This window comes from Chryseomicrobium excrementi (assembly GCF_002798305.1).
In the GTDB taxonomy this organism is placed as follows: domain Bacteria; phylum Bacillota; class Bacilli; order Bacillales_A; family Planococcaceae; genus Chryseomicrobium; species Chryseomicrobium excrementi.
The window spans coordinates 123,276-149,759 of record NZ_PCGR01000003.1 but is presented as its reverse complement, the minus strand read 5'-3'; the positions used below and the strand labels follow the sequence as shown (position 1 = coordinate 149,759).

Here is a 26,484-nt window from a genome sequence, read left to right as displayed (position 1 = left end):
ACTGTGATACCATCATTATTTATAAAGCACGAGTCCCCCATTTTAGGGATACCAAACCACTGGAGGAAATACTAATGAAAATTTTAGTTACTGGAGCAACAGGGAAATTAGGGACAAAAGTTGTCGAAACACTATTGAAGACAGTACCTGCAAGTGATTTGGTAGTGAGTGTTCGAAATCCAGAGAAAGCAGAAGACCTTCGTACTCGTAAAGTGGAGGTCCGACAAGGAGATTTTGACCACCCAGAAACATTAGATACTGCTTTTAAAGGCATTGACCGATTATTGATTATTTCTGCAGATGGTGACAATGAAACAAGAATTCAACAACATACGAATGCTGTCAATGCAGCTGAGCGTGCAGGCGTAAAATTTATAGCTTATACAAGTTTGGCAAATGCAACAGAGAACAAGATTTTCTTGGCTCCACCTCATGTTGCAACAGAAGCCGCTATTCTTAAGACAGGTATTCCATATTCTTTCTTGCGTAACAACTGGTATTTGGAGAACGAAATTGGCAGTATTCAAGGTGCTATAGGGGGAGCTCCATGGGTAACTTCTGCTGGAGAAGGTAAAGTAGGCTGGGCACTGCAACAAGACTATGCAGAAGCAGCAGCCGCAGTGCTTGTTGGAGAAGGTCACGAAAATACGACCTATGAACTTTCTGGTCCTCTTTTAACTCAAGAAGAGTTGGCATCTGCTCTTGGAAATGTATTAGGTAAAGAAATACCTGTCCAACAAGTTGATGATGAAAAATATGCAGAGATCATGAAAGGCGTAGGTTTACCTGATTTTGTGATTCCAATTGTAGTAGGTATTCAAGAAAGCATTCGAAACGGGTCACTAGAAGTTAAAAGCAATGATTTTGAGAAAGTCCTTGGTCGTCCGGTAACTCCGATTCACGAAGCACTTAACCAACTTGTTAAAGAAATTTCATAAGCAAAATAAAAATGAGGTTAAAAAAACCTCCTCTACATGTGTAAATGAGAGCGTATCACAGTGAAAACTGCGATACGCTCTCATTTTTATAAAGACATGACCAAGTACCACTTCGGACATAAAATGATACCACCTCGGTACCCTGTCTGCCAACGCAGCACCATTCTATTCCTGACCAACCAGCTATGTCAAATTGAGAGCAGAAGATGGTTGAACTCGTCCTATGGCGACTTTTCTTCACGCCAATTCACCTTCGATCACCTTTTTGATCATACGGTCATCAATGATTCGTGCGCCGTTCCAAGCTGCGAACAGGAGGCAATGTGTAACCAACTTGTTGATCAGTCGCGATGGATCCAACTGGTCTGTGAATTGACGGATTGCCGTCGTCTTTCCGAGTTGTAGCCAGGTATCTCAAGATTCTCTGTCATGGATAGAAATAACTCGTTGTATTCTTCATAGCTTAAGATCTCTGCATTTTCCTCTGCGTGGGCAGCTGAAACCGATGGTCTCTCTATACATATTTCTGCGATTCTTCACACCTCGCTAGAACCATTGCTCCTGCTAATAAACACGTTCAAGATGGAAGGTCCTATCTCAGCTCAATGATAGGACTACTTCAAAAAGATATGAAAAGAGTTTAGCGCCATCCAGATTGTGCAATAAGAGACTAGAATAGTTGATGTGCTTTCCTGTAACACAACTATTCCCTATCTGCACTAGCGTTACCTCAATTCCTATTCTTTTAAAAAAGGAGGTCTTTCGATGAATAAAATTTTTACTATAGTGGCGTTCATTGGGGTACCGCTCACAGTAGTCGCTTCCCTCTTGCACTGGTCGAGCATTGCGATGTTTGCCATTTGTGCCATCACGGTGATTGCAATTTCGAGCATTATGGGTCGCGCAACAGAGAGTTTGGCGATTGTCAGTGGACCGCGAATCGGCGGCTTATTAAATGCGACGTTCGGAAACGCTGTAGAACTCATCATTTCTATTTTTGCCTTACAAGCCGGACTCGTAGGTGTTGTACTCGCGTCTCTGACCGGTTCCGTAATCGGGAACTTGTTACTCGTGACCGGACTGTCGTTCTTTGTAGGGGGACTGAAGTTCAAACGCCAAACATTTAGTATTTTTGATGCCCGACACAATTCAGGACTTCTTGTCTTTGCTGTGATTGTGGCATTTGTGATCCCGGAAATTTTTTCGATGGAGATGAATGAAACGGCTTCGATTCAATTGAGTGTCGGAATCTCTATCATTATGATTGTCCTTTACTTGGCGGGTCTCTTTTTCAAACTCGTCACACACCGCGGTGTCTACTCACGCGAAACTACTGCGGAAAGCGAAGCACATAGCGAAGAGGAACAGGCCGAGTGGGGCAAATGGAAAGCGCTGCTTATTTTATTACTAGCCACGCTTGCCGTCGCTTATGTCTCGGAGAATTTGGTTCATACGTTTGAAGATGTAGGAGAACGATTCGGTTGGAGCCAATTATTTATCGGGGTAATCATCGTTGCCATTGTCGGAAATGCAGCTGAACACTCATCCGCCATTTTGATGGCATTTAAAAACAAGATGGATATTGCGGTAGAGATCGCAATTGGTTCGACATTGCAAATCGCGATGTTCGTTGCACCGATCTTAGTCATCGTGTCGCTCTTTATGGACACCCAAATGTCCCTTGTCTTCACGGTTCCCGAGCTAGTCGCGATGGCGACTGCTGTCTTCTTAACCATTGCTGTCTCAAACGATGGCGAATCGAACTGGTTTGAAGGCCTGACGTTGCTCGCTGCCTATGTCATTATGGGTATTGGTTTTTATCTTCTGTAACCTAACTACAAGCCATCCTCACCCAACTTGCGAACCTACTTGTGTTGGACACAGGTAGGCGCATGGGGTGACAAATTCCGAGCTCTCGCACTCTGGATGTTCAGACATATTTCAGAAAATCTCGGTTCACTTTCTCTTCATCACGAGTCGTAAACTGCAACACAAAAGCTTTCCGGTCTTCTAAAGTCGGCAGCTCTCGGAAATGCTCTTGAATGTTCTTAGAAAGGAACGCACTCTCATAATCTGGATCCTCATTCAGGCGAACCAACTCTCCATAGAATCGCGTATCTTGAATCGCTTCTAACTGCCCCTTCACTTTTTGCCACTTCGCAATGCGAGGCGCTAGCTTTGGTCGCTTCCATGGTTTCATCTCTTCTTGGAGCTGCATCACAAAGCTCTCCACTTCCGAAATACACTCATCGAGCTTCGCATACGTATACGTTTCCGAATGCGGCAGAATCTGATCCTGGTAGCGCATATAGCGCACCTGCTCATACTCTAGTTTGCCAAGCTCCGTTTTCTTCACCAGCTTGTTCCGGTGCCACTCGTGCTTCTTGTCATTTAATTCTGCGAGCCCCTTCAAGACCGCTGGTGCCATCGCTAGAGCAGCTTTCACCATCTGCGGGTTCTTCTTGTAAGCCTCGACACCTTTGGTTCCTAGATCTCTTAGGACTTCTATTGGGATTTTGGGCATGGTGGGTGGCCTCCTCTCATTTAATCTATTTCGGACTATCATTTTGTTGTACGTATATATTCACGTAAATGATTCAAAGCAGCGCTATACATGTTATGACCTCTCTTGTTCTTTTCTTGAAACGAGGAGTTATCTAAAATCTCATCTATATAAGAATCATCTGTCATTGCGAATAAGTCTTTTGACTCCAATCCCCAGGATGGAAGCTCATTTCTCAAAGTTTCTATTGCTCCATAATAGTGCTTTACAGAACTTGGCGATAACATTCTAGAAGTCTCTAACCAGACTTTAAAATCTTCTCCATTCATCAGAAACACTCCTATTTAAGATTTTCTTAATTCATTTATGATGGTCTGATATCCCGTCAAATTTCCTTTTCCTAGACCTGAATAGTAATCGACATGCTGTTGAGCCGCATCTAGTGCTTTTTTAAATGCCCCATCGCCATAATCTTTACGGATATTGTTTAGAACATATAAATTAGACTCATTGTTGAATGCTCGTTTATACACTTTTCCTTCCATCATAGCTAAGAAAATCGTTATGAAGTCACTGGCTGATCCTGCATTCATCCCAGTCGTTTTATTTATTTGATCTTTCCCTTGTGTTCGACTCAAGCTCCCTGCATATACTTTCTTAGCAACCTCATAGGCCCCTTTTGTCATATCCATTGTAATCTTCATCAATCTCCACTCCCTTTGTGAATTTAAGTTAATCCTAACATATGGATATGCAGCCTGTACTTAGCAGATTTTAGTGTTGTACACCGTCATTGATCAGCAATGATTTAAGATGGCTTCTAACATACTCAATTATGGTAGGATGGATATAATAGTACTTACATATTTTTGAAAGGAAGTTTAATGATGAGTATATTCCGCAGATTCTCTGCCGTGTTTACACAATCAAACGCTTCGAATGGCACGTCTATGCCTAAAAGAGCTTGTTATTTTTGTAAATCTAAATCTTGAAATTTAAGAGTATATAGGAATGAAAACTATTAAAAGTTAAAAGTTTGTCCTCTTTGTGTAGAATACGCAGAGAGATGGGGATTTTTCAAATAGCTTGAAAAAAATGATGGATTTAAGAAAGCGAGGTGACGACATGGTAGCAGGTTGGCAGTTAAATGAGGGCGCAATACGCTATTCAAACGCATCTGACGACGAATATTTTGCAGCAATTATGAAGGCACTCTCAAATCAGTCTGCAAAAACTACAAGTTATAAATTCGGACTTCTACGCGCCATTTTAGAGAATCTGTATCAAACTGATGGTGAATTCAAAATTTCCTACCCACAACTTGCTCATTCATTAGCAAAGTTTTATTGGAATCTGGTTGTAGAATACGAGTACCAGCAAGGTCATCGTTCTCAAATTGTTACGCTGCTTTTAACTGTCAAAGAGGCATACAATATCCCGTCAAAAGTAAGTTATGAGTTTATTAACCCTGTAACGCAAACTTTGATCGAGAAAGAAATTACTTCTAAAATCCTAAAAAAATATGTTATTGGAGCATTGTTCGAAGATACTAATAGACTTCTTTACTCTTTTTCTAAGAAAGGTGAGTTATTGCAGTTTTCTGACACAAGTCTTCATTTTTTACGAAAATACCAAACCACCATCTTCAAACTGACTACATACGAATTAACAAAATACATACAAGTTCAAAATCCTTTAATTGAACAGCAAATCTTAATAGAGAATATCGAGAACATCACGAAAAGATCTTCTCTGCTGCAATTTCAGAAAGAACTTATTTCCCTTACAGGTGCTGAATGTTTCTATACAGAGACACCTCTACAACCCTTTAAACGGAACATCGCTGTTGATCACTTCATCCCTTGGTCGTTCATCCATTCTGATGATTTGTGGAATCTTGTATTAACATCTCAGACTCTTAACTCGAAGAAAGGTCGTAAGTTACCAAATGAAACATATCTAAATAAACTGCACAACAGAAATGAAGAATTTAAGAACTCTGAAGAAATACATGTGCGGTTGGCATTTGAAGACTATGAATTTCAAATTCTTAAGGATTTATATAGGTATGCTGATGTAAATGGATTTGAAGTGGGGTGGAAATAATCATAAGAATTGGGAATACGAGAATCTTACTAATAATTTTTATAAGACAAAGCCTAAATATCGTCCCTAATATTTTTAGGTACGAGATATTTAGGCTTAAAAAATTCTATTAGAAACGATTATTAAATTTATTCTTTTCAAAACAAATCATAATATTTCAAATAATTAACTTAATTCCAAAAAGTATTTCTTTAAAAAAGATTTAATTGTTGCACACTAATTGTATCTCTTGAATTAACTCTTTCTACTGCCCATTTAGCTATTGGATCCGCCACTGCTTTTGCTAAAAGCACGGGTACTGCATTTCCTATTTGCTTGTATTGCTTATCTAATCGATTATTATGAGATACCTTATCATTTTCACCATCATCAAAATAAAACCAGTCAGGAAATGTTTGGATTCGAGCTATTTCTCTAACTGATAAACGTCTGTGTTGGCTCTCTCCGTTCGGAAAAATCCATTTATTTGAATTCACTTTCTCCATCGACAAACCACCAGGATGTAATGGTGCTTGTCTACCAGATGCCTGTATAGTAAAACTTTGGTCATCCCACTTCTTTTTTCGATTTCTCGACATGTAGATACTTGAATAAGACCCAGTAAAATAAGGTCCTGGATTTTTTTCTAAATCTCCAATTGCATCACGTAAAGTTACATAGGGAAGAAGATGTTGTCCGTCACCGTGAGATGGTTCCGGAAAGTTATATTCGTAGTCTAGATCTTCTCTTACTCCAACTAGAAAAACTCTCTCTCTTAATTGGGGAACACCGTAATCTCTAGAGTTTAGTAACTTATACTGTACTCTATATCCAGCGGCCGAGAAATCTTCTGCGATTTGCTTTATAACTTCACCTTTTCCTAGGGTAAGCATGCCCTTTACATTTTCAGCAACAAAAACATCTGGTTTGGCCTGCGTCAGACATCTTATAAAATGAATGTAAAGAAAATTTCTTTCATCATCTATTAAACGAGGTCCCGCCTCACTAAATCCCGGACATGGAAAACCTCCAATCACTAAATCTGCTTTTGGAAAGTTTCTCACTCTTCTTATGTCTAATTCATGTTGGACAACGGTATTGGGAAAGTTTCGTTTATAAGATGCATTAGCTTCTTTAAACAAATCATTAGAGTAAATAGTATGAAATACGCTCTCTTCACGGATATTATTAAATTGATCTTTATCTTTAAAGGCTTGCATACATATTTGCTCATCTAAAACTGCTGATAATCCAGCAAGTTCAAAGCCGAGGTCCAATCCACCACACCCTGAAAATAGGCTGATTACATTTATTTTATCTTGTCTATATTGAACGTCATGTAAATAATCATTGTCTATCTTAGAATCTAAAATCTTGGCATTTTCTTCAATGATCTTTTGTTCCAAAATTCGCTTCACGTCTTCAATTTTATAATCGGGAGCTGGTTTAAATTTCCCACGCCCTTTTTCATTTAACTTAATGTCAAAACCTGTAGATGTTTCTGTCAATTCCATAAAAACCACCTCCTGATATGCTCCTTATTATATCAAATGGTTGCATAAAAGGCCAGTTTAGAAAATTGCTATACTTATATGTACTATTTTTTTACAATACTCCACTCATTTACATTGTTTGGAGTGATGTCATCTGTTGTATTTATGTTAAGTTCTTGCAATGTATCTTCTAATTTTTCTTTTACTTGTTTACCTTTTATGGATAAAGGATTATCAAACTCTAAATAAGGTTTCAATTGATTATTTTCTGCTTCCCACCTAATATATACCGACAATGCTCTATTACCTTCAATCTTTTTTTCAAAACTCCTATAATTTAGAGCTTTACAAACAAAATAAACATTTGGATTATAAGTTGCAAAATCATATAAATCCACTAATGCATCCACAGCATCTTGTATATTAGTAATTGAATCAATATCAGAATTAATTATGCAATTGGCTATTCCTGAATTTGTAATAGGAACGTCATTTACAAATGCGTGTCGTTTCGTCTTATCTAATTTTTCACCAGCATATACTTCATATACTTCGTTTTGTGTCAGATTTGCTATACCTGATAATCCTCCACCGATTTTATTTATCAACTCAAAGCGCCAGCCTAATGTGATTGAACCTTTGCTAGTTCTACCATGACCTACTTTATATATTAACGGCTTTTCATAAAACTTATCTTTAATACTCCTTGTGAAGTTGGTAATTACTTGTTGCCAGTTAGGACCAAAAATCTGTATAGCACGATCTGAAGTCATTTTATTCTCTAAAAAGTCTGCATTGCGTTGTTTAAAAGATATTTTAAAATCTATTAAACTGCTATCATTTAGATTTTCACTACGCACAAATATGTCTGTTTTTGGTTCCCCTTTTCGCGTTCTCGGTTTACCGGAAAGTACCACTTTATATACTTGATTATTATAAAAAAAATGCTCTCCTGTAGAAAATAAAGATAAAATGTATCGCTCTGAATTACCGAAATTAACCAAAAAAACACCTCCATAGTATATTGTAATTATATACTCAAGAGGTGTTTATTCCTATTTATAGTTAACTTATCAAGCTTATATTTACAGAAATATTTATTGTAGGATAAGTTAATTATGTTTCAAACCTTATTAACTATTACTATCTTTTATACTTTCTCTAGAAATTTCTTGATTTCATAAATAGAATAGGCTGGTTTTCTTTTATGTATCATTGCATGACAATTTGGACAAACTGGTTTTAAATCCATAATAGGATCTATTTGATATTCTTCACCTATAGTACTAATTTCAATTTCATGATGAACATGTATAAATTCTTTACCTACTTCACCATATTTATTTTCAAAATTAAAATTGCAACAAACACAGTTATAGCCGTAATAGGCTAAACAAGCATTCCTTGCTCCAGGATTACGTTCATATCTTGTTGCCAAACTATCTTTTTTAGCACCTTCTAAAAATAACTTTCGTTGATTAATTTGAAAGCCTTTAGGCACTATAGTTTCCTTTGAATTATGAAAGCCCCAAACAATATGCACTGGCTTATTGTCTTCGAAATCTTTTACATATCCTAATCCTCGAAAAACAAACTGTACATCTTTACTATCTTCTCTAGTAAATATATATATATCATAATTTCCACTCATCATATTTGTAATAGTCTTAGTATGAAGTGACTCAGTACCTTTACTGTACCAATATAATGAATTATAAGCTAATAAGTTGGGGTAATCATGTCCTGTTCGTCCCGCAGCTCCAACATTCGCAAATATAAAATAACAATTCTCGAAAGACGTGTATCCCGTACCCCAGATACCTCCTATTAGATCTGGCTCAGGATGACCAATAAGTTTTTTCACTTCCTTCCTGCTATACATTTCACCTATTTTAAAATCAAATTTCATTAATATTCACCTTCCAAATTAAGTAATAATGTTACAATAAATATAACCTTCTTATAATTCGAACATGAATTTTTTATTTCATCCATAACATAATAGGAGTTGAATATACTTAATTATGATTAACTGTTACTTTGATATTCCAACCAATATAGACAGAAAAAATGTAAGGGGAAGTTCTGTCCATTTATTAAATACTTTGCTTAATGAATTAATACATGCAAAAGAAATACATATCTCATTTTTCCTTTTTAATAATCCTTATTTACAAAAATTCCTTGAAGAATTAAGTAAAAAAGGATGCAAAATAAAAATTTATTCTATTCCTTTGAGCGGTTATGATCAAAAGAAAAGTACTCTTTATGTAAATAAAAAAAGCAGTGTATATGAGTCAAAATTAGATTATGGTCAAAAGATATATAAAAGAATTCTAAGATTCCCAGCTATAGAATTAAAAATCTTTCCTCATACATATGTATGGCATAAACAAAAAACATCAAGAGGTAGAAATTCCTACTCATTACACAATAAATCTATACTTGCTGTTTTTCCAGAAGAGACTAAATGCATTTCTACGTCTTGTAATTTTGCACTTGGGGATCCTGCACACAGTGAAAATATGCTTGTAATATCAAACGATAACTCAACAATACAAATGTTTAGAGACTACTTTTCATTATTAGATAGTTGGTCCATTAATTATAAAAATTACGTTGATGATAATAACCATACTTATGTAGTAACCCCAAGCATTTTAGATCCTGACAAGTATTCAAATTGTTATTTTACAGCGCCTTTTATTAAATACAAGGAAATAGGCAGTAATCATTATGTTCAAAACAAAATAATCGATTACATTTTAAATGCCAAAAAAAGAATCTATATTTGTGGGCAACACGTCAGTGACATTAACTCATTTGATAAAAATTCCAAAAGTATAGTAGATAGCATTATTAACAAAGCTTCAACGCCATCTATAGACATAAAAATCTTAAAACAAACATTATCCTCTCATCAAAAACAAGGAACAAGAAACGTTGAGGCTGAAAAAGCAATGAAAAAATTCTCAAGTATTTCCCAAAGATTCAATCATCCATTAATTCATGACAAATTTATAGTAGTTGACAATATATTAATCGTTACAACTGCAAATTTTACTTCTACTCAATTTGCCTGGGCAGAGAAATATTCTATGAAATATCTTTTAGATTCAGGTGAAGAAGAAGTTATTATAAACACTTTTTCTGAAATCAATAGTTTTCATTTTATTGAAGATCAAAATTCTGTAAACCTCTATTTGAATCATTTCAATAAATTATGGGATAAAGCTAATGCTATATTATAATTTTTAAAGTAATAATGGTATAAAGGTTGACTCATATTCAAATGTAATACTAGTTAACCTTTTTATTTTATTTGCTTCAGTAAAAAATCACTAATACTTATCTGAAATATCCAATTGTAGGATCTACTAAAAGACTTCTGTCCAAATACAAGTTCCAATATTCACAAGAAGTTTCTGGAATATGTGAGCAGTTATAACAAGCAGCCCCATTTATTCCGTTAATACCTTGCCCTTGTGTCGTTCCTATTTCTGTACATACTGGATCAGAGCTACACCATTCCGCATTATTTTTTGCTTTATCAATAATGTGGAAAATTTTATCTTTCAACCCTAATCGAACTAATCCACCTAGTGTTCCTTCAGCATCGCCAGCAGAAATATAAATTAAAACCCCACACTGATTCTCATCAAGATATAATCTTTCTCGAATAGATGCACGACTGTATCCACATATGTTTGCTAATTCATCGATTAAAAAATGAGAAAATGTGTGCATCATAATATTTCCGGGCGTTAATATCATTTCTTCACGATGATTTACATGTGATACGCGCGCAAGATAATTTTCAAAGTATGCTTTTACATTTGATGAACTTTCCCATTTTTTTATTTTTTTCACATTAAATTGCAGGAATATTCCTTCACCATAAACCTCATTTACAGGCAACCAAAGCTCTTTTGCATCTTCTATATTTTTATATAACAAATGATAGTAACTACTATAATCACTCATCGATTTATAATCTTTGCGATCAAATCCATAAAGAGCGGTTGTTTCTTTTAGTCGCAGTACTCTAGAGATTCTTTCAAAGTATTCACTGAAGTAATTTTCCTCTTTACCATTTTTTTCAAATGTCCATTCGGGGACTACTTTGAGTTCCCTAGTATTAACTTTACCAATAAGTTTTTCAAATTCTTTCTCCTTGATCAAACTCCCTGGTCTCTCTAATTCTTCTTCTGTGTATTGATATTGAGTTCCAGATTCAAGATATAGCAAAGCTTCATGAAAATCTTCATCAGATGTATTTTTATCAATATCAAACCTTAAACTGTTACGAAGAAACTGAACTCTGTTATCAACACCGGCAATAAGTTTTAGATTTTCCCGGACTGTCATCTTGGAAGGTGATTGTACAGCAGATACTATCGCATCTACGCTGTCAGTATAATCTCCAGGAATTGCTAAAGCACTGATTTTTCTAGCCATATAAACATTGATAGAGTTTCGTAGTATAGCTACAGGAGCAGCGCTGCAAATTTCTTTTTCAGTTCCACACCATGGTCTTTCACCAGGGCAGGTATAAGGAGCATTCTTATTCTTATTCAAGTTATCACCTAAATAACTTGTCCCCGATTCTTTCTTCTCAGATGTAATGCGATTCAAATCGCGAGAAGAGTTACAGGCTTTACAGCTAACACTCCAGGAATCAAGCGTTGTTCCCCCACTTGTTTTTATTATTAAATTTCCTTTGCAATTAGTTTCCTCAGATCCATGGACCCATTCTCGCCAAGGGAAATCAGATAAATGTCCATGCTCGCAAATAACTACAAATGGGACCTGTTTAAAAATACGTTTTTGTATACACTCCGGACAATCTGCGAACGAACTGCTCTCATCTAATTCAAATTCTTTCAGAGTTTTGCAATATCCACAATAATGCCATTTCGGAAAACGCATAAGGGGAATTATCAAATTAGTATTGGGTACAACGTCCATCTTATTAGTTGATCTTTTTCTAAATTCAGGAGGAGTATAGAATTTATCGACTTTTAAAACACTTTTAAGACGCGGTTCGTTTACTTCAAATTCTTTTAAATCACTCGATTCATTTCCATAAAAATCTCTGAACCATAAATCTAAGGCGCCAACAACTGCCGTTTCACCTTCAGGACTAATTACTAATGCACCAGGTCCTTCAGTTCCTACTAATTTTGAACGTCTCATAGGTAAATTTTTCATATTTATCCTCCTTTACCAAACAAACTCATCAAAGTCTTCGTCTAAAGGCGTAATAGTCGCAATACATTCAGTGTCAACACTTCTAAGCGAGTTTATAACAGGAATACTGCTTGGATATTTATCAGCATCAGCTAATTTGCCTGCTTCCCGCATTAAACCTCTTTGAGTGTCTGAGACTCTCCAAGACTCATATCTACCCGTGTATAGTAAGTGCATAAAGTTTGCAATCTGTCTTTCTACTAAATTTGATTGCTCTGGATCTATTAAATTTACACGATTTAATAATCTTGATTTAAAATTCAAATATCTTGAGTCTTGAGATACACTTTTCAATGAATCTCTAGTTGGAGCTTTAGCTAATTCACTATTTAGGCGTTGACGAAGAAATCCTATAAGTACTGCAGATAATCCTCGTTCAAGAGCTGCGGATGAAAATGGTGTAAGACTTGTCGTTTCTACTTGTGCATACAATCGTTGATGGTATCCAATAAAATGTTCGTAATGTGATTTGTCACGTGAATTTTGATTGGAATATATAGTCACAATTAATCCAGGTCTAGTGTCTGGTCGCCGCCCTACTCTACCACTTACTTGAATGTATTGTGCTGTCATTTTTGGTTGACCTACAATCCCCATAAGCGAGAGCCGATCTATATCAACACCCACTTCAATAATATTGGAAGCTAGACACGCATTTAATGCTCGACTATACCCTTTATTATTTTTTGATTGATATGTAACATTTAATTCATCAATTGTTTTTGTAATCTCGTTACTTTGCTTTCTAGAAGTAAGCTCTAAAGAAGAAAAAATTATCCGCTTGTCCTTTAAATTTATTCCCTCTCGTTTTACTAAAGCATCAATATATGTTGGAATATCGCTACTAAAAAGGTTTAACCCAGCACCAAGATCACGAAGGCTGTTATAAAATGATAACAGTGTCCAAAAAGGATCTTTTTGGTCTTCGGGGAAACCGTTTACCTTCTGCATGATTGCTGAATACGTCATTACTTGGGCCATTAAAATGCGTACTTTTGAAGGAAACACTCCAATGTATTTTCGCCCTGCCTTCGGGACACCTTCTTGATCCAATGCTACTTTGGAGAAAAAAGAATCATCAATATCTATTCCTGGATTTGGGAAGAGGCGTGCATGTTCTCGTCCAAATAAACTTTTCGCTTGTTCTTCAAATTCTTTAATCGTTGCAGTTGCTGAAATGATCTTTGGTTTAACTGGAATTTTGCCTCGATCGTCTATACATAGCTCCTCTATCAATATTTCATAAAGACCAGTTAAAGTACCCAAGGGACCAGAAATTAGATGAAGTTCGTCTTGGATAATAAGCTGAGGAGGCGAAACTTCTCTTACACCGTCTTCATTGATACCAAATAACTTTCTCGCTTCAAGACGCCAAGTTACTTGTACAAATTTATCAATTGTCCCAATTAAGAAAGTAGGTCTTTTCTTGTAAATTACCTCATCGACAAAGTATACCGGTATCTCATTATTGAAATGACAACTTTTATCTGGACAATGGACAATTAATTCCCCATCTCTCAATTTAAATCCCAAAGACTTTGATTCATTACGTTTGGATTTTTCACCTCTCACTTCTACCTTTCCTATCTGACAGCCACACCACGGGCATCTTGTAATACCTATGTGCTCAGCTCCTTGAGGTTTCTCCATCTTACGCACCTCGCGCAATGCATCTTCTATGCGATTGGGAGTTGTCTTTGCACCTACCCATATTCCAATTGAGTATGGAGTAACTCCAAGCTCACTAACATTTTCACGTCGAATAAACTCCATGGCGCAAATTAATCGAGAAGCTCTTTGGAATTGATCTGCAGTCAATAATCGTAGTGTATAACGCATGATTATATCTACACCATCATCTGTATTGTCCAATAAACGTCGATAGAACATCTGAAATGCTGCAACACTTAGATATGCTTCCGTTTTGCCTCCCCCTGTAGGAAACCATATTAAATCCACGACTTCTCTGTCTAAAGATTCTTTATCGACGAGAGATTGTATTGACATTAGAAGGAAAGCAATTTGAAATGCACGCCAGCTATTTTTCTGCTTTTCGATTTCAATCATATTTTCCATGACTTCTTCAAAAGGTCGATCTATTATCAGTTCTAACTTATTATTTGATTCAGGATATTCGTAATGAGCTTTTCTTGGGATTTTCCCATTAATTTGTTGTAACAGCATAGCTTTGTTCGCATATTTAAAAGCTTTCAATACTTTAGAATCTTTTAGTAATTCTAGACCCCTTTCCATTCTATAAAGGCTTTCCTTACATAGATTTATATTGGCTATAGCAACGTTTCGTAATTGCGGTCGTTTAATTTCACTTAAAGTCTCAAGCTCCTTTTGATAAATCCAATCTTTATATCCTTTAACAAGTGGGTATAGGATTTTCAGTAGCTCTTCATGATTTGAAATATTCATCAAATCTCGCATTTCTATTTTCAAAGATTGTTTTGTTCCATTTATTTCAATTTCTATATCTGGCGTCATACTTTCTGTTTCATATGTAGGAATAAATGTTGTGGATATTTCGCTTATTTTTTCTGACTTGTAATTCCAGTTAACAGAACAGTTATGACCAAATGCATAATTAAATTTATTTTTAAACAAAAGTTCATTATTCCACTCGCTATCAGACATTTCTAAATTTCGCTCAGAGGCACTAGGATAATTTAAAAAATCCCCTTCCTGTGCTTGCAAAATAATTTTTGATTGAAAGACACTATATTCATCCTTACTGAACTGTACCGGTGTAGGGGTTACGTTAATTACTGTAACCGTAAATAATGAATATTCTTCTTTTCTGCGACATTGAATATGAAATTTTAATTTTAATCGTGGCACTGGTGTATTTAGAGAATCAAGCAATTCTAATTCATATTCATTCAGACTTATTCTTTTTGTAAGATCAAAGTCTGATAACTTAACTTCTAATTGCGTGTAAACAGTTTTGCGCAACCACCAATCCTCTTTAAATTTGTAATTTTTATCTTTCGCTACAATATCTGCTTGAATACGATGCTTATCATAAGCCCCGCCTGTAAACCCAATTTTAAAACTCGTTGCATCATTGGAAAGACAAAATGTTACTCCCATACTAGCTATATTTTTGTCATTCTGTTGAACTTGTGGAGGAACCTCCTCGAGACCTTCCTGTTCTTCAAATCCTCCTGTTTCATCCTCATTTTTATTTTTATAAAACTCATTATCAGTCGATTCAGGTTCAAGTTGTTCATAAATTTCTTCTTCAACACTTGTTGCTTCAAATGGGTATAACATACCTGCAGCATAACGTCTTGAGGGTGCTTCTCCTTGTAAAACCTCTTCCTTTTCTGTTCCGTAAATATAATAGTAGTTAGAATTCAACTCTTCAAAACTAGTAAATTTTGTGCTACCATACGGATTAAATTGCTTATTAGTATTATTTATTTCACCTGGTCCAACGATTTCTTGCTCAATTGCTTTGATTATTGCTTCTCGATTTTCTAGCGAAGCTTCCAATTCTGAATTCATTTTAATTCACCTCAACTTTTAATTATTTTTAGTGTGTCTTTTTCTTGGACAAAGAAAGTTTCATTACTTAGTTTTCTAATTTCTTCAATATTAAAAGTGGTTCCATCAAAAACATTTGAAGTAAAAGCGAAGTAACCTCTCTCTTCGATTATATTTTCTAAATTCTGATCCAATTCTTCCATCAAACTATTTGATATTTTTCTTCCAGCTGAAATATGCGCACTAACAATGAGCTTTGTAGAGTTTTGAATTTCAAGCTGCTGTTCTTTATTAATATTTAATTCATTAAGTAGTGTCGATAAACATCTTGGCTGAATAGAGAAGTCACTTACCCAGTATTTGAGATTATGTATATAAGCTGCTTCTAAGCCTTCTTTTTTTCTATATACTCTGGAGACTTTCTCTATACCATTAATTCTAATTAATTTCCTAAGCTTCCGCTTCCAAATTTCCACATTTTCCCTGTGCATTTGTGCCTCTAAACCAAGTATTTCATCGGCAACATCACGTATAAGCTTATTAGCATTTTGAGTGCGGAATAATAATAAATCACCGACACCAATTTCTTTAATTGGACTTTGCAATATTTTCAATGTTTCTCTCTCAATAATATTAATCTTCTGTCTCAGAGGTAAGAAAATAAAGTTGTGATTAGAAATAATCGCCAATTTTGCTTCTACTATTGTAAGATCCTCTTTATCATGCTTTTCATATTGTGAAATTATTTTTATTTCATTCTCTTTTGTTGTAAGTTCATTTGAAAGCTCTTTTAATTTTACTCCATCAGTTCCTGGCTCAATACTTACGTTTCTATAGATTGTATTTAATTGATTTTCTGCAGCAATAATCTTCTGATATGAATCCTGTTTTATAAACTTATTCTCAAAACTTTCATAAGCAATAAAATAAAGATTATGAGAATAAAACACCTCACTAAAGCGTAAATCTATATAATTTGGACTCCCAATAAATATCAACACTTCAACAAAATTTCCTTGCTTTAAAAATTCTTTCTCATTCATCATTCGAATAGATATATTTCCCACTTGTAATTTATTTATTGGCAACTTCATTTTTGTAATGATAACTGTTTCTTCAGGCAAGAATTTCTTTGCACCTAACATTTTTTCAATAGAAGTTCTAAAGGCATTTTCTTCAAGTACACGTAGTGTCCGAATTGTCATAATTATCGAATCAATTTCATCTTCATAAAGTTGTTTATAGTGCCGTTTTATAAAATTAATAAAGTGTCGTATTTCATTATCATGATTTATAAAAAAATCACAGTAATTTTCTATTGTCCCAAGAATTCTCCGACATATATTTAGAAAATTCGTTGTCTCAAGTAACAGGATTTCATCATTTGAATAATAAGAATCAATATAATTTTTCATACTTATAAGCTTATATATTAATTCATCGACATTTTGATGCGAGGCTTTTTCAAATCCGATATGACAATTAGTTGTAAAAAGTTGATTTACCAGCGCTAGATTTGCTTTTCTATATCCATGCAATAACCTCAACCCCTTCTGGCAATACTACATTATGATCTTTCAAGTATTCTAAAAGAATCTCGTTAATATTTATGATATCTCCAGATGAGAAATCATTTTCAACTTTAAAATTAAAATCGTCTCTCTTTTCTTTTAATTCATGACGATCTATAATAAAAACACATTTTTGCCGTTTAAAATCATCCATTTTCGTTATTGCACGTGAACTTCCAGTAAAAACAACAGTAGCATTTTTAGATTCTAGATTTAAAGTTTTATTGTTTATAAATCCAAGATTTTTGAAACTAGTTGAGGAACCATCAAAAATGAAATCATTAAGTTGAAACGAAATATCTTGTACCCTGAATTGAAAAGTATCTATGTAAGTAGACCACTCAGATCTATTTGTGAGCATATATGTATTTGGTGTATTAAGCATCATATTTAAATGTAATTGTTTTTGCTCATATATGCTGCTTAGTAAAGGGTCTTCTAAAACATCAACTACGTTATTAACTCGACGAACATTTCTTACTTTAGAAATATCATCTTCGAAAATACGGACGTGAGTAAACCATCTTTCCTCTGGGACGTAATTTTTAGTTTTTTTTCTATCTTGAAGAATAAGTGCCCTATTCTTTGAAATCGGATGTTCCCCCATACCTTGAACTGAATGCGCGTACCATTGTTCACCAACTTTATACAATACACGCTGTCCTTTTTGTAAAGACAAGTACTTTGTAAGTAATGTATCTTTCTCAGTGTTATTAAAATCATAATCTAAACATCCTAATATAAAGATATAAGAAAAAAGTAAACTAGATGGAACTGATATATATATTTTAATAGATTCATTATGGCTTTTAATAAATTGAGACAATTTAATTGCAAACTTCATCCAAGGCTCCAATTCATTATAGTTTCTATTCGGATGCAAATATGTAATATTTCCCAACACCGATTCATCACCCCTATCTAATTGGAGAATTCAAGTTTCTTATAATTTTCCCACTATTTTTTCAAGTAAATTTGTGCGAATTTTTTTTCATCAAAGTACAAAGTTTCGTACATATCGTCTTGATTTGATTTCCCAAGATAATACTCGAAAAAAATTTCGAACTCCTGTATTAAATAAAATGAATTTCTCTCATTGAGATCTAAATTGATTAAATCTTTTATACTAAACAGCTGTCCTGATTTTAATGATTTAAAATTTAGTAATAGATTATTGAATTGAGCGTCGTGGTTTATCGTATTAACTTCTCTATTCAAGATATTAATTATAAATTCATTAATATCATTAAAACCTTTTTCAATAACTAGCTCATCAATCTTTTGTTTTAACTTATTATCAATATCTATATTAATCACAATTACATTCTCACCTTCTTATAAGTATTTGAGTTTCATATCAATTATTCTCCAACCATCCCGTCACCATCTCTATCGTCCATATACTGATAAAGCCAGTGGTCACTAAGAATTGGCATGCTGAAACCTGCAGCTTTCGCTTCCTTTATTGTCACTTGACCGTTTCCATTTGTATCTACACTTGAGATATCGTTTTCTTCGCTAGACGTATCTGTTGACTTATTGTCTGTGAGACCTTGGGAATTATTCACCTCGTCTGGATTCACATTTTCAAATACATCTACTATAACTTCACCCAAGAGTGTATATGTATATTGATAACTTGATGGTATTTGTGTTTGTGAATCTGGATATGTGATGATGGCTTCGAAATTATTTGCGCCACCAGCACTTCTAATCACACTTTACATATATGCTTGATCACCATGTCTATTTAGTATGCTGTCCTGCGGAGTAATATTGTATGCATTAGAAACACCTCCTAGAGAGTCTGCAATAACGTGACCCTCATCTAGATTTTCATCCTCCACTCCAGGCACCTTTGCTTCATCTGAATAATACCTTCCTGAATCTATCAAAGGTTCACCACTATCCTGAATAATGATTTCTGCAGCAATAACACGAACTAATTGACCATGCTCATTTGTAAATGCCCAATACTCACGATCAGCAAATCCAATATCTACAACCACATTTGGTTGTCGCATTCCTGAAATATCTCCACCATCTACCAAAAGCAGTTTATATCCATTAAATAAAGGATCCTCTTCTTCAATAACTTTCTCTTTCGATTCCTTTACTTCTTCTGTTGCTTCATTATCTTCAGTGTTCAATATAGAATTTCCCTTACTATCATTCTCTTTTTTGTTGTTTGTGACTTCCTGTGCAATGGCGTCATTTTTATTTGCAGAATCCTCATTAATAGTATTACATCCAGTTAAAGTGATATTAATTACAATCAAAAAATACAAATGTCTGAATTTAACCAAAAGCTCTCCTCCTATTCAGAGATTTTTATAAATATTAGTAACTCAGTCACCATTAATATAATTTTCTAACATTTTTATATTCTATTAATTCTACATTATACCAAATATTGTTTATTGCAAGGGCTTTAAAAAAACTGTGCAGAAAACTATCTGCACAGCCAAATCATTTTCTATTAATTACATCGCACTCTTACTTCTCAATGGTCTTTGAGTCTTCTTTTGTAGCAAATAAGTAGCATCTTCCACTAATTTATACACTACAGAAAGAGTATTTAGATTCGCTCGCACATCAAGAGTCTCATCTTCTGTATGCTCATTCATATACCCAGCAGAGAGGTTAACACTTTCAATACCATGAGAGACCCAGATTCTTGTATCACTGGATCCTCCTAGTGTGCAAGTCCAACGTCTACTTTGTGTACGTCTTGCAATACGCTCTACACGCTGACCAAACTCCTCCGAGCAGAAGAGGCCGCCCCACTGGCTACCGACCACGATGTCATGTTTTCCTCTTCTATCGATGACAAATGCCATTTTTGCTTCTTGAATCAGTTCTGGTGTCACTGCACGAGCTCCGCAGAGGCCAATTTCTTCTTCAACAGTAAAGATGTAGTGAATGGTTCCATCAAATGACGAGTTCGGAAGCAGATGTGCTAACCCTAATAATACGGCAACTCCTGCACGGTCGTCAGCACCTAAAATCCCTGTAGAAGAAGACCAAACATCCCATCCATGCTTTAAGATTTCTTTATCCTCATCCCAAGAGCTCACTGTGTCTAAATGAGCATTTAAGATAATTGTAGGTCCTTCACCAAAGACTTGTTTGGCATGTAGGTTACCTGCATCATCGACAAACATTTCATCGACAAGAGGGCTCATCTTTTGCGTCACATAGTTTCGGACAGTTGCTTCTTCTCCACTTTCTCCATTGATAAGAAGCAATTCTTCCAAAGTTTCTTCATACTTTTTTTGAGTGAGTTTGTTAGATGGCACTTCAGTCAAAGCAGCAAGTTGATTCGCTATACCAGGAAGTGATTCCCGCTTCTTTTTAAACCGCAAGCTAGCTCCACTTACATGGACCTTCACTCCCAATTCTCTAAAGAGAACCTCTGCTTGTAATGCATCAATATTGGATTGGAAGTGTATATAAGGTGATTTTGTTCCGTGACCATCACAACTCATGCAAGTCAGAAGCCCTAAACGGTTCAATTGTCTGACGATACCGGCAATGTAGACATCTAGTTTGTAGCTAGGCAAGGCTTCTGGGTAGTACATCATTTCTGTAATTGGATTCACTAATTTAGAGAGTGATTCAACAAACTTCTCTTCTGGTATTTTCCCTTCTAAATGCACTCTTTTCCCATCAATAAAATGCTGTACCCCTGATGTTTTTAAGACCTTCGAAAGAAATTCGACACTTTCCTCTGAAATTGTTTCATCAATAACAATCCAGCGACTTTCATTCACCGTACAAGCAAATCCATACCCATTTAAAATCGTTGACCAGTTTTCCATAATAAGATCACTCCTCTTGTTTGATGACCTTATTATTTCAAACAGCTGTGACAAGGCTGTCACAGAATTAAATCTTTACTTTAAGCATCCGCTCGAATGATCCCGTAGTACATTCTCATGAGTTTATAACTCTGCTCTCCCCGTACATTATCAATCGCTAAATCTACATCAGCATTCGCAAATTTTTCTTTTAGACGTCTAATTCTAGTTCTGTAAGTATCCCACGAGATCTCCTCATCTAAATCATGAAGACTTACCATTCTGCCCTCAGCCTTAATCAATTTTTCTAATAACTCCATTTGATCAACTGTCAAATCAACACGTGTTCCTCGACATTTTGCATATAGGCCTTCATCAGCATAATTTAAAAGCAATTCGTACTTAGTATCAAAAATACTATCTTCATAGACTTCCTCATCCAAGTACACAAACTCTTCTTGGTTTGTTTCTAGAGTGTACTTATGGCTCTTAATTTCGTTTCTAAACTGTTCAATTAAATCGCTTATTGAGATTCCTTCACCTTGAAGCTTTTTGTCTTCTTCATCTAGTAGTTCCATCTCTTCTTTAACCTCTTTTAAAACCTGTGCCGCACAATACCCTTTGAAGAATGGGGCTTTCATTGCTTGGCTCTCTGTTAATGGAAAGAGCGCTCGAGTTGTCCCATGTGTAAGGGCTTGATCAAAATAATAGAGTGCTTTCGCCCAATCCCTTTTCTGATAGAGAATGAAACCATAACGATAACAAGCCTCTGCATTCCCTTTAAATAATTTTAGGATTCTCTCAAACTCCTGCTCCGCCACTAAATAGTTTTTTTGATTACTCATTTTGAGATAATAGGCATATCTCATAAGTTTCTTCATATCCTGTATGCTTTTATCTGAGAATTTCTTCTCGACTTTGATTCTATGTAATAAAGTTTTAAACAGTTCATTTTGATCTTTTGAGTTCCAAGCTTCTTTATCAAACATGTCATGACTCCTGTCAGTTGAATTTATTAGGATAATTATAAACTTTTTAGATGCAGACTTAGCAGACTATTTCTAGCGTAAACTGACCCAAGAATACTGAACAAGAAAGGAGCTAAATCAAATCTATTCATTCCATCCCTTAATTACCCTAGCGAAACCTTTCATTACCAATTGCGTATAATAATTACTAGTTTATTTCGAAAGGAGCTACTTCTATGTCACCAGCCATCATAAACCTCCTACTCGTCATCCCATTCCTGATCATGGCTTACTTCCTCTCGCAGGGAAAAGGAGCCTTTTTGATTGCGGGGTATAACACTATGCCCAAGGAAGAGAAAGCGAAGTATGATGAACGGGCACTGTGCAAGTTCATGAGCAAGATCCTGTACGGCATCAGCTTTAGTTTGGTGTTGTTGTCACTGAGTGAGTGGCTGGAGATGCCTTTGCTGATGTGGATTGGAATCGCATTAATGATAGGACTCATTGTTTTTACGCTTGTGTATTCGAATACAGGAAACCGATTTAGAAACAGCTAAAGCCAGCTCGCAAAGGAGCTGGCTTTTTCTCTGTGTTCAGGCTTTCGAATCGTATAGGGCGTTACCGGTCTCAAGATCAATCGGGAGAGAGGAATGTTCATGAGCGATCTGCCAAGACTCTTCAGATTTCTTCAAGCCAAACGTGAAGCGGTTGGTCATCTGCCGGAGCGGTTCACTTCCGCCGGCTTCGTATCCTGTGAAGGTGACGGCACAGTGTATAAAGGCTGTATTCGCGTCTTCGGTGATTACGACATCATCAAAAGTTACGTTCACGACATTGTTGTCTTCTCGGATACCCGAAAACCATTCCGCTACGCTCTCTCTCCACGCAGGAAGCCCTTGGAGCTCCCACCTTCCCCAGCAATCATAGAGATGAATGTCCTCATGATAGGCAGCTAGAAACTTCTCGACATCGAGTTCATAGACAGCAGCTGCGTAGTTTTCAAGAACTTGTGAAACTTCGTAGAATGCATTGTTCATTCGGTCAGCTCCTTAGTTATAGTAGGATATTCATAGAGAAGAGGTAAATGTGTGGACCGGTCGAATGTCTGTCCGCCAGCCGAACTTCTCTGCCTCGTCTAGTTGGGTAGTCGGATGCAGAGCAGCCAGTTCAATGGCTTGCTGGAGGGTGTCCGCTTCAATTAGAAACACACTGCCGATCAACTCCGTAGATGTCGTTTCCAACCCGTCTGTTACGTACACCTTTCCCTCTCGCCGTTTGAGGGACGTGACTTCCGAATCCAAGCCTGCATCCACCAGTACTTTTCCCGTCTTTTTCAAGGCCCCCATATGCGGCTGACAGGCAGCCATTAGAGTCTCAAATTCTTCGCTTGGCAGTTGATGCATCTTGTCTTTATCGAAGTATCCCATACATACAAAAATCATAATTTTTGTCCTCCTTCACCACTTGTTGTATGAAAAGTGAATTTTTTCTTTTGTAGTAGTATACCCTATTAAATGAACGTTTAGATTCCTGCATTCATCTCATTAAATTAGTAACTGACTCTTTATAGGATAAGTGGGAGGATACATGCATATAGAATAATTAGTTCTATTGTCTTTCTATTTAACATCCCCATGAAACCTTAGACTCTCTTTTTCGTATACTAAATGTATGCATAAAAAAAGTACCCCTATTTAAGGAATACTTTTTATAACCTCTTTCTTACAACCCCTATAAAGAAAGAGTAATAATCTGTTTCAGTTTTAATTAGTGACGGAAAGGCAGCTCCTCGTCATCATCGCCATTTAAATCATAAAAACTTGTGATTGGCGAATCATGAGAAATTTTCACCATATCTCCATTTGCAAGATTTAACATCAACAAAGCCATAAAGACATTTAAAAGTACTGCTAACTTTTTCATAATCTCTCTCCCTTTTGTAAAGTGAACTTGCTTTCAAGGAGACTATATCACAATTATTTCAAGAATTTATCGAATATTAGAATATTAATACTCTTTTTTTAACACCTTCACTTTTTATTACAATTCACTGCCAACTATGAAAATCACTTATGATAAGAGGTGTTCCTGATGGATCCATACTTAGACTTGGCTATTGGAAAAACGATCAAAGAACTAAGAGGGAGTCTCGGTATTTCTCAAAAAGAACTTGCTAAAGATATTTGTACACAATCCTTGATCAGCCATATTGAAAGCGGTTCTAATATTCCAAACTCGGTATTATTGAAATTGATTGCAGAAAAGTTAGGTATTACCCTGGACGGACTTTTGTTAATGTCTGAAAACCCAACTTTCGACCAGTTTAAAAAAGTGGAGTCCAAAGTCATGAGATTTATTGAAGCGAATGATTATAAAAATGCTCTTCGGATTATTGAGTTTGAAAAAAGCACACCAACTTACGAGAATGGTGGGAAAGTAAAACAATTCTTTTTATGGGCAGAGGGAGTCTGCCATTACTATTTAACAAATGATTTCACACTAGCAATGCGTCTACTTGAACAAGCTCTTAACAGCACTAATAACCTTATTTTCTCTTATCAAGATGCGCAGATCTTAAATAGTCAAGGAATTCTGTACGCGGAAGAATCTATGTTAGAAGAATCCACAAAAACATTTAAATCAATTTTAGCTATCAAAGATAAGGTTCCCTCTCATATCTTATCTATTTCTCCACTGTTGCCAAAAGTCTATTACAACTTGGCGAAAGTGATCACGATGCAAGGAAAATACGAAGAGTCCATCAAGTATTGCCAAGAGGGAATTAGTTATAGTGAAAATATGGAGTCTATTTCTGTACTAGGAGAATTGTATTTCCAGATTGGTCTGAACTACGAGAAAATGCAAGACTATAAACAGGCATTACTATGGTTAAAGAAATCACAAGAAATTTACAAGGTAAAGGTACGGAACCCTAAATGGTTGACTATTATCACCGATAAAATCGATGAAGTTCAATTCCATCTGAAATAATTAAAGAGGCCGTTCATGTCAATTTGACAGAACGGCTTTTTCTTGAGACATCTGTTGGTTTTATTAGCTTATGATGCCCGAACTTTTCCCATGAAGTACTTATACATGAGGAGTGCTACAATTACAGCGACGATACACCCAATCCCTCTTGCTACCCATACATTGAGTTGGATGTTCTCTAGTATCTGATTACTGAAAATCCCTACACCTGCTGAAATGAAAATCACAAGTAGCCATTGAACTGTTGTCATTTTAGCCACCTCCTAACTTAATTATGCATAGACGAGTACACATTTTCCAAATCTTGTTGAATCGAAAAAGGATCTTTGCACAAAGTCTACACCGTCTTTTACCTCATACTCTTGATCTAAAATTATTTTTCTATCAGTTGCATCCTGTAATTGGATCGCTCCTTCTAAATCTTCTCTAGATCCAAGACAGTTCCCCATGATTGAAACGTTCTTAACAATGCTCATCTCTAAAGCACCTCGGACGGTGGCTTCCGCGTCTTTCGGTGTCTCTTGAGACAGTTTTGGATGTTGGTCTCGTATCCCGCACGTGATGTAAGTACCTCCGTGCTGTAAGAAATAAAGGCCGTACCCAATGTTCATATCATAAAAAGGATCAAAGACATGCGTGACCGCTTCTTTGCCAGTGTCATTCCTGAAATTCTCGAGAGCCGCTTTTACAGATTCTACACGGCTCGGCTGAATAGCTTGCTGTTCTTTCTCCGTCCACTCCGAAGTAGATAGGCAGACCGGTGTGATTCCACGCGCCAGCAACTGCTGAATGATGAACAGAGAAGTATTGGAGCGAGAGCTCAGCACAAGAGGCGTCCCGCCTTGTTCAAGAATTCCTGAGCGTCTGATCATACCCGATGCTGTTTGTGCTCCCAGTGAGAAGCAAGCCGCTTCACTGTCTGACAAGGTCCCCGGTTTCTTGATGAGCTTGTTTTTATGAAGACGTAGCCATCCCATAGAGGCAAAGTTTGTTGCCACCCCAGGCATCACACCTTCTCTTCCACTGTACGGATAAGCGCAGTCCGACATGACGATATCTCCTACTTGAAAATCGCTCACTGCGCTTCCAACCGCTACTATTTCCGCACTAAATTCAGAACCAAAAGGAACAAAAAGCCGATCTGTTCGCTGAATAGAGCTATAGTTTTCAACCAGTAACGCCTTATCTCGGTAATTACATGAGAAGGCCCGCACTTTCACCAAGACATGTTCTCTATTTTTCTCTTCCTCTGGGTCAAAATTTGGTTTTTCAAGATCAATCAGTCCAACAAGTACTTCTTCTTGACCAAATTGAACCGTTCCCAGCTCTGTATAGTCAAATGCATCTTTCTTATTTGGGTTAATCGCGACTAATGATTGCATGAAGATTC

Annotated in this window: 25 protein-coding genes and 1 pseudogene; 6 read left to right on the top strand and 20 right to left on the bottom strand. The window is 36.0% G+C overall.

The genetic code is table 11. From position 1 onward, the window contains the following. The first annotated feature begins 74 nt into the window (after window positions 1-74). Entirely contained in the window at window positions 75-938 is an 864-nt protein-coding gene (locus CQS04_RS09760; protein WP_100353969.1) for an SDR family oxidoreductase, read from the top strand. 237 nt (window positions 939-1,175) lie between these two features. Here the strand turns inward: CQS04_RS09760 and CQS04_RS14000 are convergent, their stop codons facing one another. Continuing rightward, on the bottom strand, window positions 1,176-1,298 hold the full coding sequence (locus CQS04_RS14000) for a hypothetical protein (RefSeq protein WP_281257848.1): 123 nt from the start codon (window positions 1,296-1,298) through the stop codon (window positions 1,176-1,178). Window positions 1,299-1,703: 405 nt separating this feature from the next. Between CQS04_RS14000 and cax the strand changes: the two genes are divergently transcribed. Then, on the top strand, window positions 1,704-2,768 hold the full coding sequence (gene cax / locus CQS04_RS09755; RefSeq protein WP_100353968.1) for a calcium/proton exchanger: 1,065 nt from the start codon (window positions 1,704-1,706) through the stop codon (window positions 2,766-2,768). Between the two features lie 100 nt (window positions 2,769-2,868). Here cax and CQS04_RS09750 read toward each other — a convergent pair whose 3' ends face one another. The 3 genes from CQS04_RS09750 to CQS04_RS09740 are packed head-to-tail and all read right to left on the bottom strand — an operon-like array spanning window position 2,869 to window position 4,145. Then, on the bottom strand, window positions 2,869-3,462 hold the full coding sequence (locus tag CQS04_RS09750) for a hypothetical protein (RefSeq protein ID WP_100353967.1): 594 nt from the start codon (window positions 3,460-3,462) through the stop codon (window positions 2,869-2,871). Between the two features lie 38 nt (window positions 3,463-3,500). Further along, a complete protein-coding gene (locus tag CQS04_RS09745) occupies window positions 3,501-3,770 on the bottom strand; it encodes a hypothetical protein (protein ID WP_100353966.1) in 270 nt (89 codons plus the stop codon). A 15-nt stretch (window positions 3,771-3,785) separates the two neighbouring features. Beyond that, window positions 3,786-4,145 (bottom strand): hypothetical protein, encoded by a 360-nt coding sequence (locus CQS04_RS09740; protein ID WP_100353965.1) that lies wholly within the window; start codon window positions 4,143-4,145, stop codon window positions 3,786-3,788. 421 nt (window positions 4,146-4,566) lie between these two features. On the opposite strand from CQS04_RS09740, the gene CQS04_RS09735 reads away from it, so the two are divergent. Continuing rightward, window positions 4,567-5,547 (top strand): HNH endonuclease domain-containing protein, encoded by a 981-nt coding sequence (locus tag CQS04_RS09735; RefSeq protein WP_100353964.1) that lies wholly within the window; start codon window positions 4,567-4,569, stop codon window positions 5,545-5,547. Between the two features lie 191 nt (window positions 5,548-5,738). Here the strand turns inward: CQS04_RS09735 and CQS04_RS09730 are convergent, their stop codons facing one another. The 3 genes from CQS04_RS09730 to CQS04_RS09720 form a co-directional block, all read right to left on the bottom strand. After that, on the bottom strand, window positions 5,739-7,040 hold the full coding sequence (locus CQS04_RS09730; RefSeq protein WP_100353963.1) for a DNA cytosine methyltransferase: 1,302 nt from the start codon (window positions 7,038-7,040) through the stop codon (window positions 5,739-5,741). A gap of 83 nt (window positions 7,041-7,123) precedes the next feature. Then, window positions 7,124-8,023: a hypothetical protein gene (locus tag CQS04_RS09725; protein ID WP_245858797.1), complete on the bottom strand. Its 900-nt coding sequence runs from the start codon at window positions 8,021-8,023 to the stop codon at window positions 7,124-7,126. A 146-nt stretch (window positions 8,024-8,169) separates the two neighbouring features. Then, window positions 8,170-8,928, bottom strand: coding sequence for an HNH endonuclease (locus CQS04_RS09720; protein WP_100353962.1), 759 nt, complete (start codon window positions 8,926-8,928; stop codon window positions 8,170-8,172). A gap of 115 nt (window positions 8,929-9,043) precedes the next feature. Here CQS04_RS09720 and CQS04_RS09715 point away from each other — a divergent pair, with 115 nt between their 5' ends. Further along, entirely contained in the window at window positions 9,044-10,270 is a 1,227-nt protein-coding gene (locus tag CQS04_RS09715; protein WP_100353961.1) for a phospholipase D-like domain-containing protein, read from the top strand. A 97-nt stretch (window positions 10,271-10,367) separates the two neighbouring features. Here the strand turns inward: CQS04_RS09715 and drmB are convergent, their stop codons facing one another. The 8 genes and pseudogenes from drmB to CQS04_RS09675 all read right to left on the bottom strand — a co-directional run bounded on the left by drmB (window position 10,368) and on the right by CQS04_RS09675 (window position 22,124). Next, window positions 10,368-12,230 (bottom strand): DUF1998 domain-containing protein, encoded by a 1,863-nt coding sequence (gene drmB / locus CQS04_RS09710; RefSeq protein WP_100353960.1) that lies wholly within the window; start codon window positions 12,228-12,230, stop codon window positions 10,368-10,370. Window positions 12,231-12,242: 12 nt separating this feature from the next. Then, window positions 12,243-15,785, bottom strand: a complete 3,543-nt coding sequence (locus CQS04_RS09705) for a helicase-related protein (protein WP_100353959.1) — start codon at window positions 15,783-15,785, stop codon at window positions 12,243-12,245. A gap of 11 nt (window positions 15,786-15,796) precedes the next feature. After that, entirely contained in the window at window positions 15,797-17,302 is a 1,506-nt protein-coding gene (locus CQS04_RS09700; protein WP_100353958.1) for a hypothetical protein, read from the bottom strand. After that, complete coding sequence (locus CQS04_RS09695) at window positions 17,289-18,179, bottom strand: hypothetical protein (protein WP_133118821.1); 891 nt, start codon at window positions 18,177-18,179, stop codon at window positions 17,289-17,291. Before CQS04_RS09695 ends, CQS04_RS09700 begins: the two co-directional genes overlap by 14 nt. A 113-nt stretch (window positions 18,180-18,292) precedes the next feature. Further along, complete coding sequence (locus tag CQS04_RS09690; RefSeq protein WP_100353956.1) at window positions 18,293-18,652, bottom strand: ribbon-helix-helix domain-containing protein; 360 nt, start codon at window positions 18,650-18,652, stop codon at window positions 18,293-18,295. Between the two features lie 44 nt (window positions 18,653-18,696). After that, window positions 18,697-19,641 (bottom strand): annotated as a pseudogene (locus tag CQS04_RS09685) (DNA/RNA non-specific endonuclease). Between the two features lie 177 nt (window positions 19,642-19,818). Further along, the gene (locus tag CQS04_RS09680) at window positions 19,819-21,156 is read right to left on the bottom strand and encodes a M20/M25/M40 family metallo-hydrolase (RefSeq protein ID WP_100353955.1); all 1,338 of its coding nucleotides are present in this window, start codon (window positions 21,154-21,156) and stop codon (window positions 19,819-19,821) included. 80 nt (window positions 21,157-21,236) lie between these two features. Next, complete coding sequence (locus tag CQS04_RS09675; protein WP_100353954.1) at window positions 21,237-22,124, bottom strand: tetratricopeptide repeat protein; 888 nt, start codon at window positions 22,122-22,124, stop codon at window positions 21,237-21,239. A 215-nt stretch (window positions 22,125-22,339) separates the two neighbouring features. Here CQS04_RS09675 and CQS04_RS09670 point away from each other — a divergent pair, with 215 nt between their 5' ends. Further along, window positions 22,340-22,660 carry a DUF3784 domain-containing protein gene (locus CQS04_RS09670; RefSeq protein WP_100353953.1) on the top strand — a complete coding sequence of 107 codons (321 nt, stop codon included), beginning with the start codon at window positions 22,340-22,342 and terminating at the stop codon, window positions 22,658-22,660. 36 nt (window positions 22,661-22,696) lie between these two features. On the opposite strand, the gene CQS04_RS09665 is transcribed toward CQS04_RS09670, so the two are convergent. The 3 genes from CQS04_RS09665 to CQS04_RS13810 form a co-directional block, all read right to left on the bottom strand. Beyond that, the gene (locus CQS04_RS09665) at window positions 22,697-23,140 is read right to left on the bottom strand and encodes a YybH family protein (RefSeq protein ID WP_100353952.1); all 444 of its coding nucleotides are present in this window, start codon (window positions 23,138-23,140) and stop codon (window positions 22,697-22,699) included. Window positions 23,141-23,170: 30 nt separating this feature from the next. After that, window positions 23,171-23,545 (bottom strand): YciI family protein, encoded by a 375-nt coding sequence (locus tag CQS04_RS09660; RefSeq protein ID WP_100353951.1) that lies wholly within the window; start codon window positions 23,543-23,545, stop codon window positions 23,171-23,173. A gap of 325 nt (window positions 23,546-23,870) precedes the next feature. Beyond that, entirely contained in the window at window positions 23,871-24,026 is a 156-nt protein-coding gene (locus CQS04_RS13810) for a hypothetical protein (RefSeq protein WP_165775509.1), read from the bottom strand. Window positions 24,027-24,194: 168 nt separating this feature from the next. On the opposite strand from CQS04_RS13810, the gene CQS04_RS09655 reads away from it, so the two are divergent. After that, window positions 24,195-25,094: a helix-turn-helix domain-containing protein gene (locus CQS04_RS09655; RefSeq protein ID WP_100353950.1), complete on the top strand. Its 900-nt coding sequence runs from the start codon at window positions 24,195-24,197 to the stop codon at window positions 25,092-25,094. A 68-nt stretch (window positions 25,095-25,162) separates the two neighbouring features. Here the strand turns inward: CQS04_RS09655 and CQS04_RS09650 are convergent, their stop codons facing one another. Together CQS04_RS09650 and CQS04_RS09645 are read right to left on the bottom strand one after the other, a co-directional pair. Continuing rightward, window positions 25,163-25,345 (bottom strand): hypothetical protein, encoded by a 183-nt coding sequence (locus tag CQS04_RS09650; protein ID WP_100353949.1) that lies wholly within the window; start codon window positions 25,343-25,345, stop codon window positions 25,163-25,165. 21 nt (window positions 25,346-25,366) lie between these two features. Beyond that, window positions 25,367-26,476, bottom strand: coding sequence for a quinone oxidoreductase family protein (locus tag CQS04_RS09645; protein WP_100353948.1), 1,110 nt, complete (start codon window positions 26,474-26,476; stop codon window positions 25,367-25,369). Between the last annotated feature and the right edge of the window lie 8 nt (window positions 26,477-26,484).

Bases quoted from the DNA above. Each gene is read 5' to 3' on its own strand.
- CQS04_RS09665 (WP_100353952.1), bottom strand. From the start codon at position 23,140: ATGAACAATGCATTCTACGAAGTTTCACAAGTTCTTGAAAACTACGCA.
- CQS04_RS09730 (WP_100353963.1), bottom strand. From the start codon at position 7,040: ATGGAATTGACAGAAACATCTACAGGTTTTGACATTAAGTTAAATGAA.
- CQS04_RS09740 (WP_100353965.1), bottom strand. From the start codon at position 4,145: ATGAAGATTACAATGGATATGACAAAAGGGGCCTATGAGGTTGCTAAG.
- CQS04_RS09675 (WP_100353954.1), bottom strand. From the start codon at position 22,124: ATGTTTGATAAAGAAGCTTGGAACTCAAAAGATCAAAATGAACTGTTT.
- cax (WP_100353968.1), top strand. From the start codon at position 1,704: ATGAATAAAATTTTTACTATAGTGGCGTTCATTGGGGTACCGCTCACA.
- CQS04_RS09645 (WP_100353948.1), bottom strand. From the start codon at position 26,476: ATGCAATCATTAGTCGCGATTAACCCAAATAAGAAAGATGCATTTGAC.
- drmB (WP_100353960.1), bottom strand. From the start codon at position 12,230: ATGAAAAATTTACCTATGAGACGTTCAAAATTAGTAGGAACTGAAGGA.
- CQS04_RS09715 (WP_100353961.1), top strand. From the start codon at position 9,044: ATGATTAACTGTTACTTTGATATTCCAACCAATATAGACAGAAAAAAT.
- CQS04_RS09650 (WP_100353949.1), bottom strand. From the start codon at position 25,345: ATGACAACAGTTCAATGGCTACTTGTGATTTTCATTTCAGCAGGTGTA.
- CQS04_RS09695 (WP_133118821.1), bottom strand. From the start codon at position 18,179: ATGAAGTTTGCAATTAAATTGTCTCAATTTATTAAAAGCCATAATGAA.
- CQS04_RS09680 (WP_100353955.1), bottom strand. From the start codon at position 21,156: ATGGAAAACTGGTCAACGATTTTAAATGGGTATGGATTTGCTTGTACG.
- CQS04_RS09660 (WP_100353951.1), bottom strand. From the start codon at position 23,545: ATGATTTTTGTATGTATGGGATACTTCGATAAAGACAAGATGCATCAA.
- CQS04_RS09745 (WP_100353966.1), bottom strand. From the start codon at position 3,770: ATGAATGGAGAAGATTTTAAAGTCTGGTTAGAGACTTCTAGAATGTTA.
- CQS04_RS13810 (WP_165775509.1), bottom strand. From the start codon at position 24,026: ATGAAAAAGTTAGCAGTACTTTTAAATGTCTTTATGGCTTTGTTGATG.
- CQS04_RS09670 (WP_100353953.1), top strand. From the start codon at position 22,340: ATGTCACCAGCCATCATAAACCTCCTACTCGTCATCCCATTCCTGATC.
- CQS04_RS09750 (WP_100353967.1), bottom strand. From the start codon at position 3,462: ATGCCCAAAATCCCAATAGAAGTCCTAAGAGATCTAGGAACCAAAGGT.
- CQS04_RS09720 (WP_100353962.1), bottom strand. From the start codon at position 8,928: ATGAAATTTGATTTTAAAATAGGTGAAATGTATAGCAGGAAGGAAGTG.
- CQS04_RS09655 (WP_100353950.1), top strand. From the start codon at position 24,195: ATGGATCCATACTTAGACTTGGCTATTGGAAAAACGATCAAAGAACTA.
- CQS04_RS09735 (WP_100353964.1), top strand. From the start codon at position 4,567: ATGGTAGCAGGTTGGCAGTTAAATGAGGGCGCAATACGCTATTCAAAC.
- CQS04_RS09705 (WP_100353959.1), bottom strand. From the start codon at position 15,785: ATGAATTCAGAATTGGAAGCTTCGCTAGAAAATCGAGAAGCAATAATC.
- CQS04_RS09760 (WP_100353969.1), top strand. From the start codon at position 75: ATGAAAATTTTAGTTACTGGAGCAACAGGGAAATTAGGGACAAAAGTT.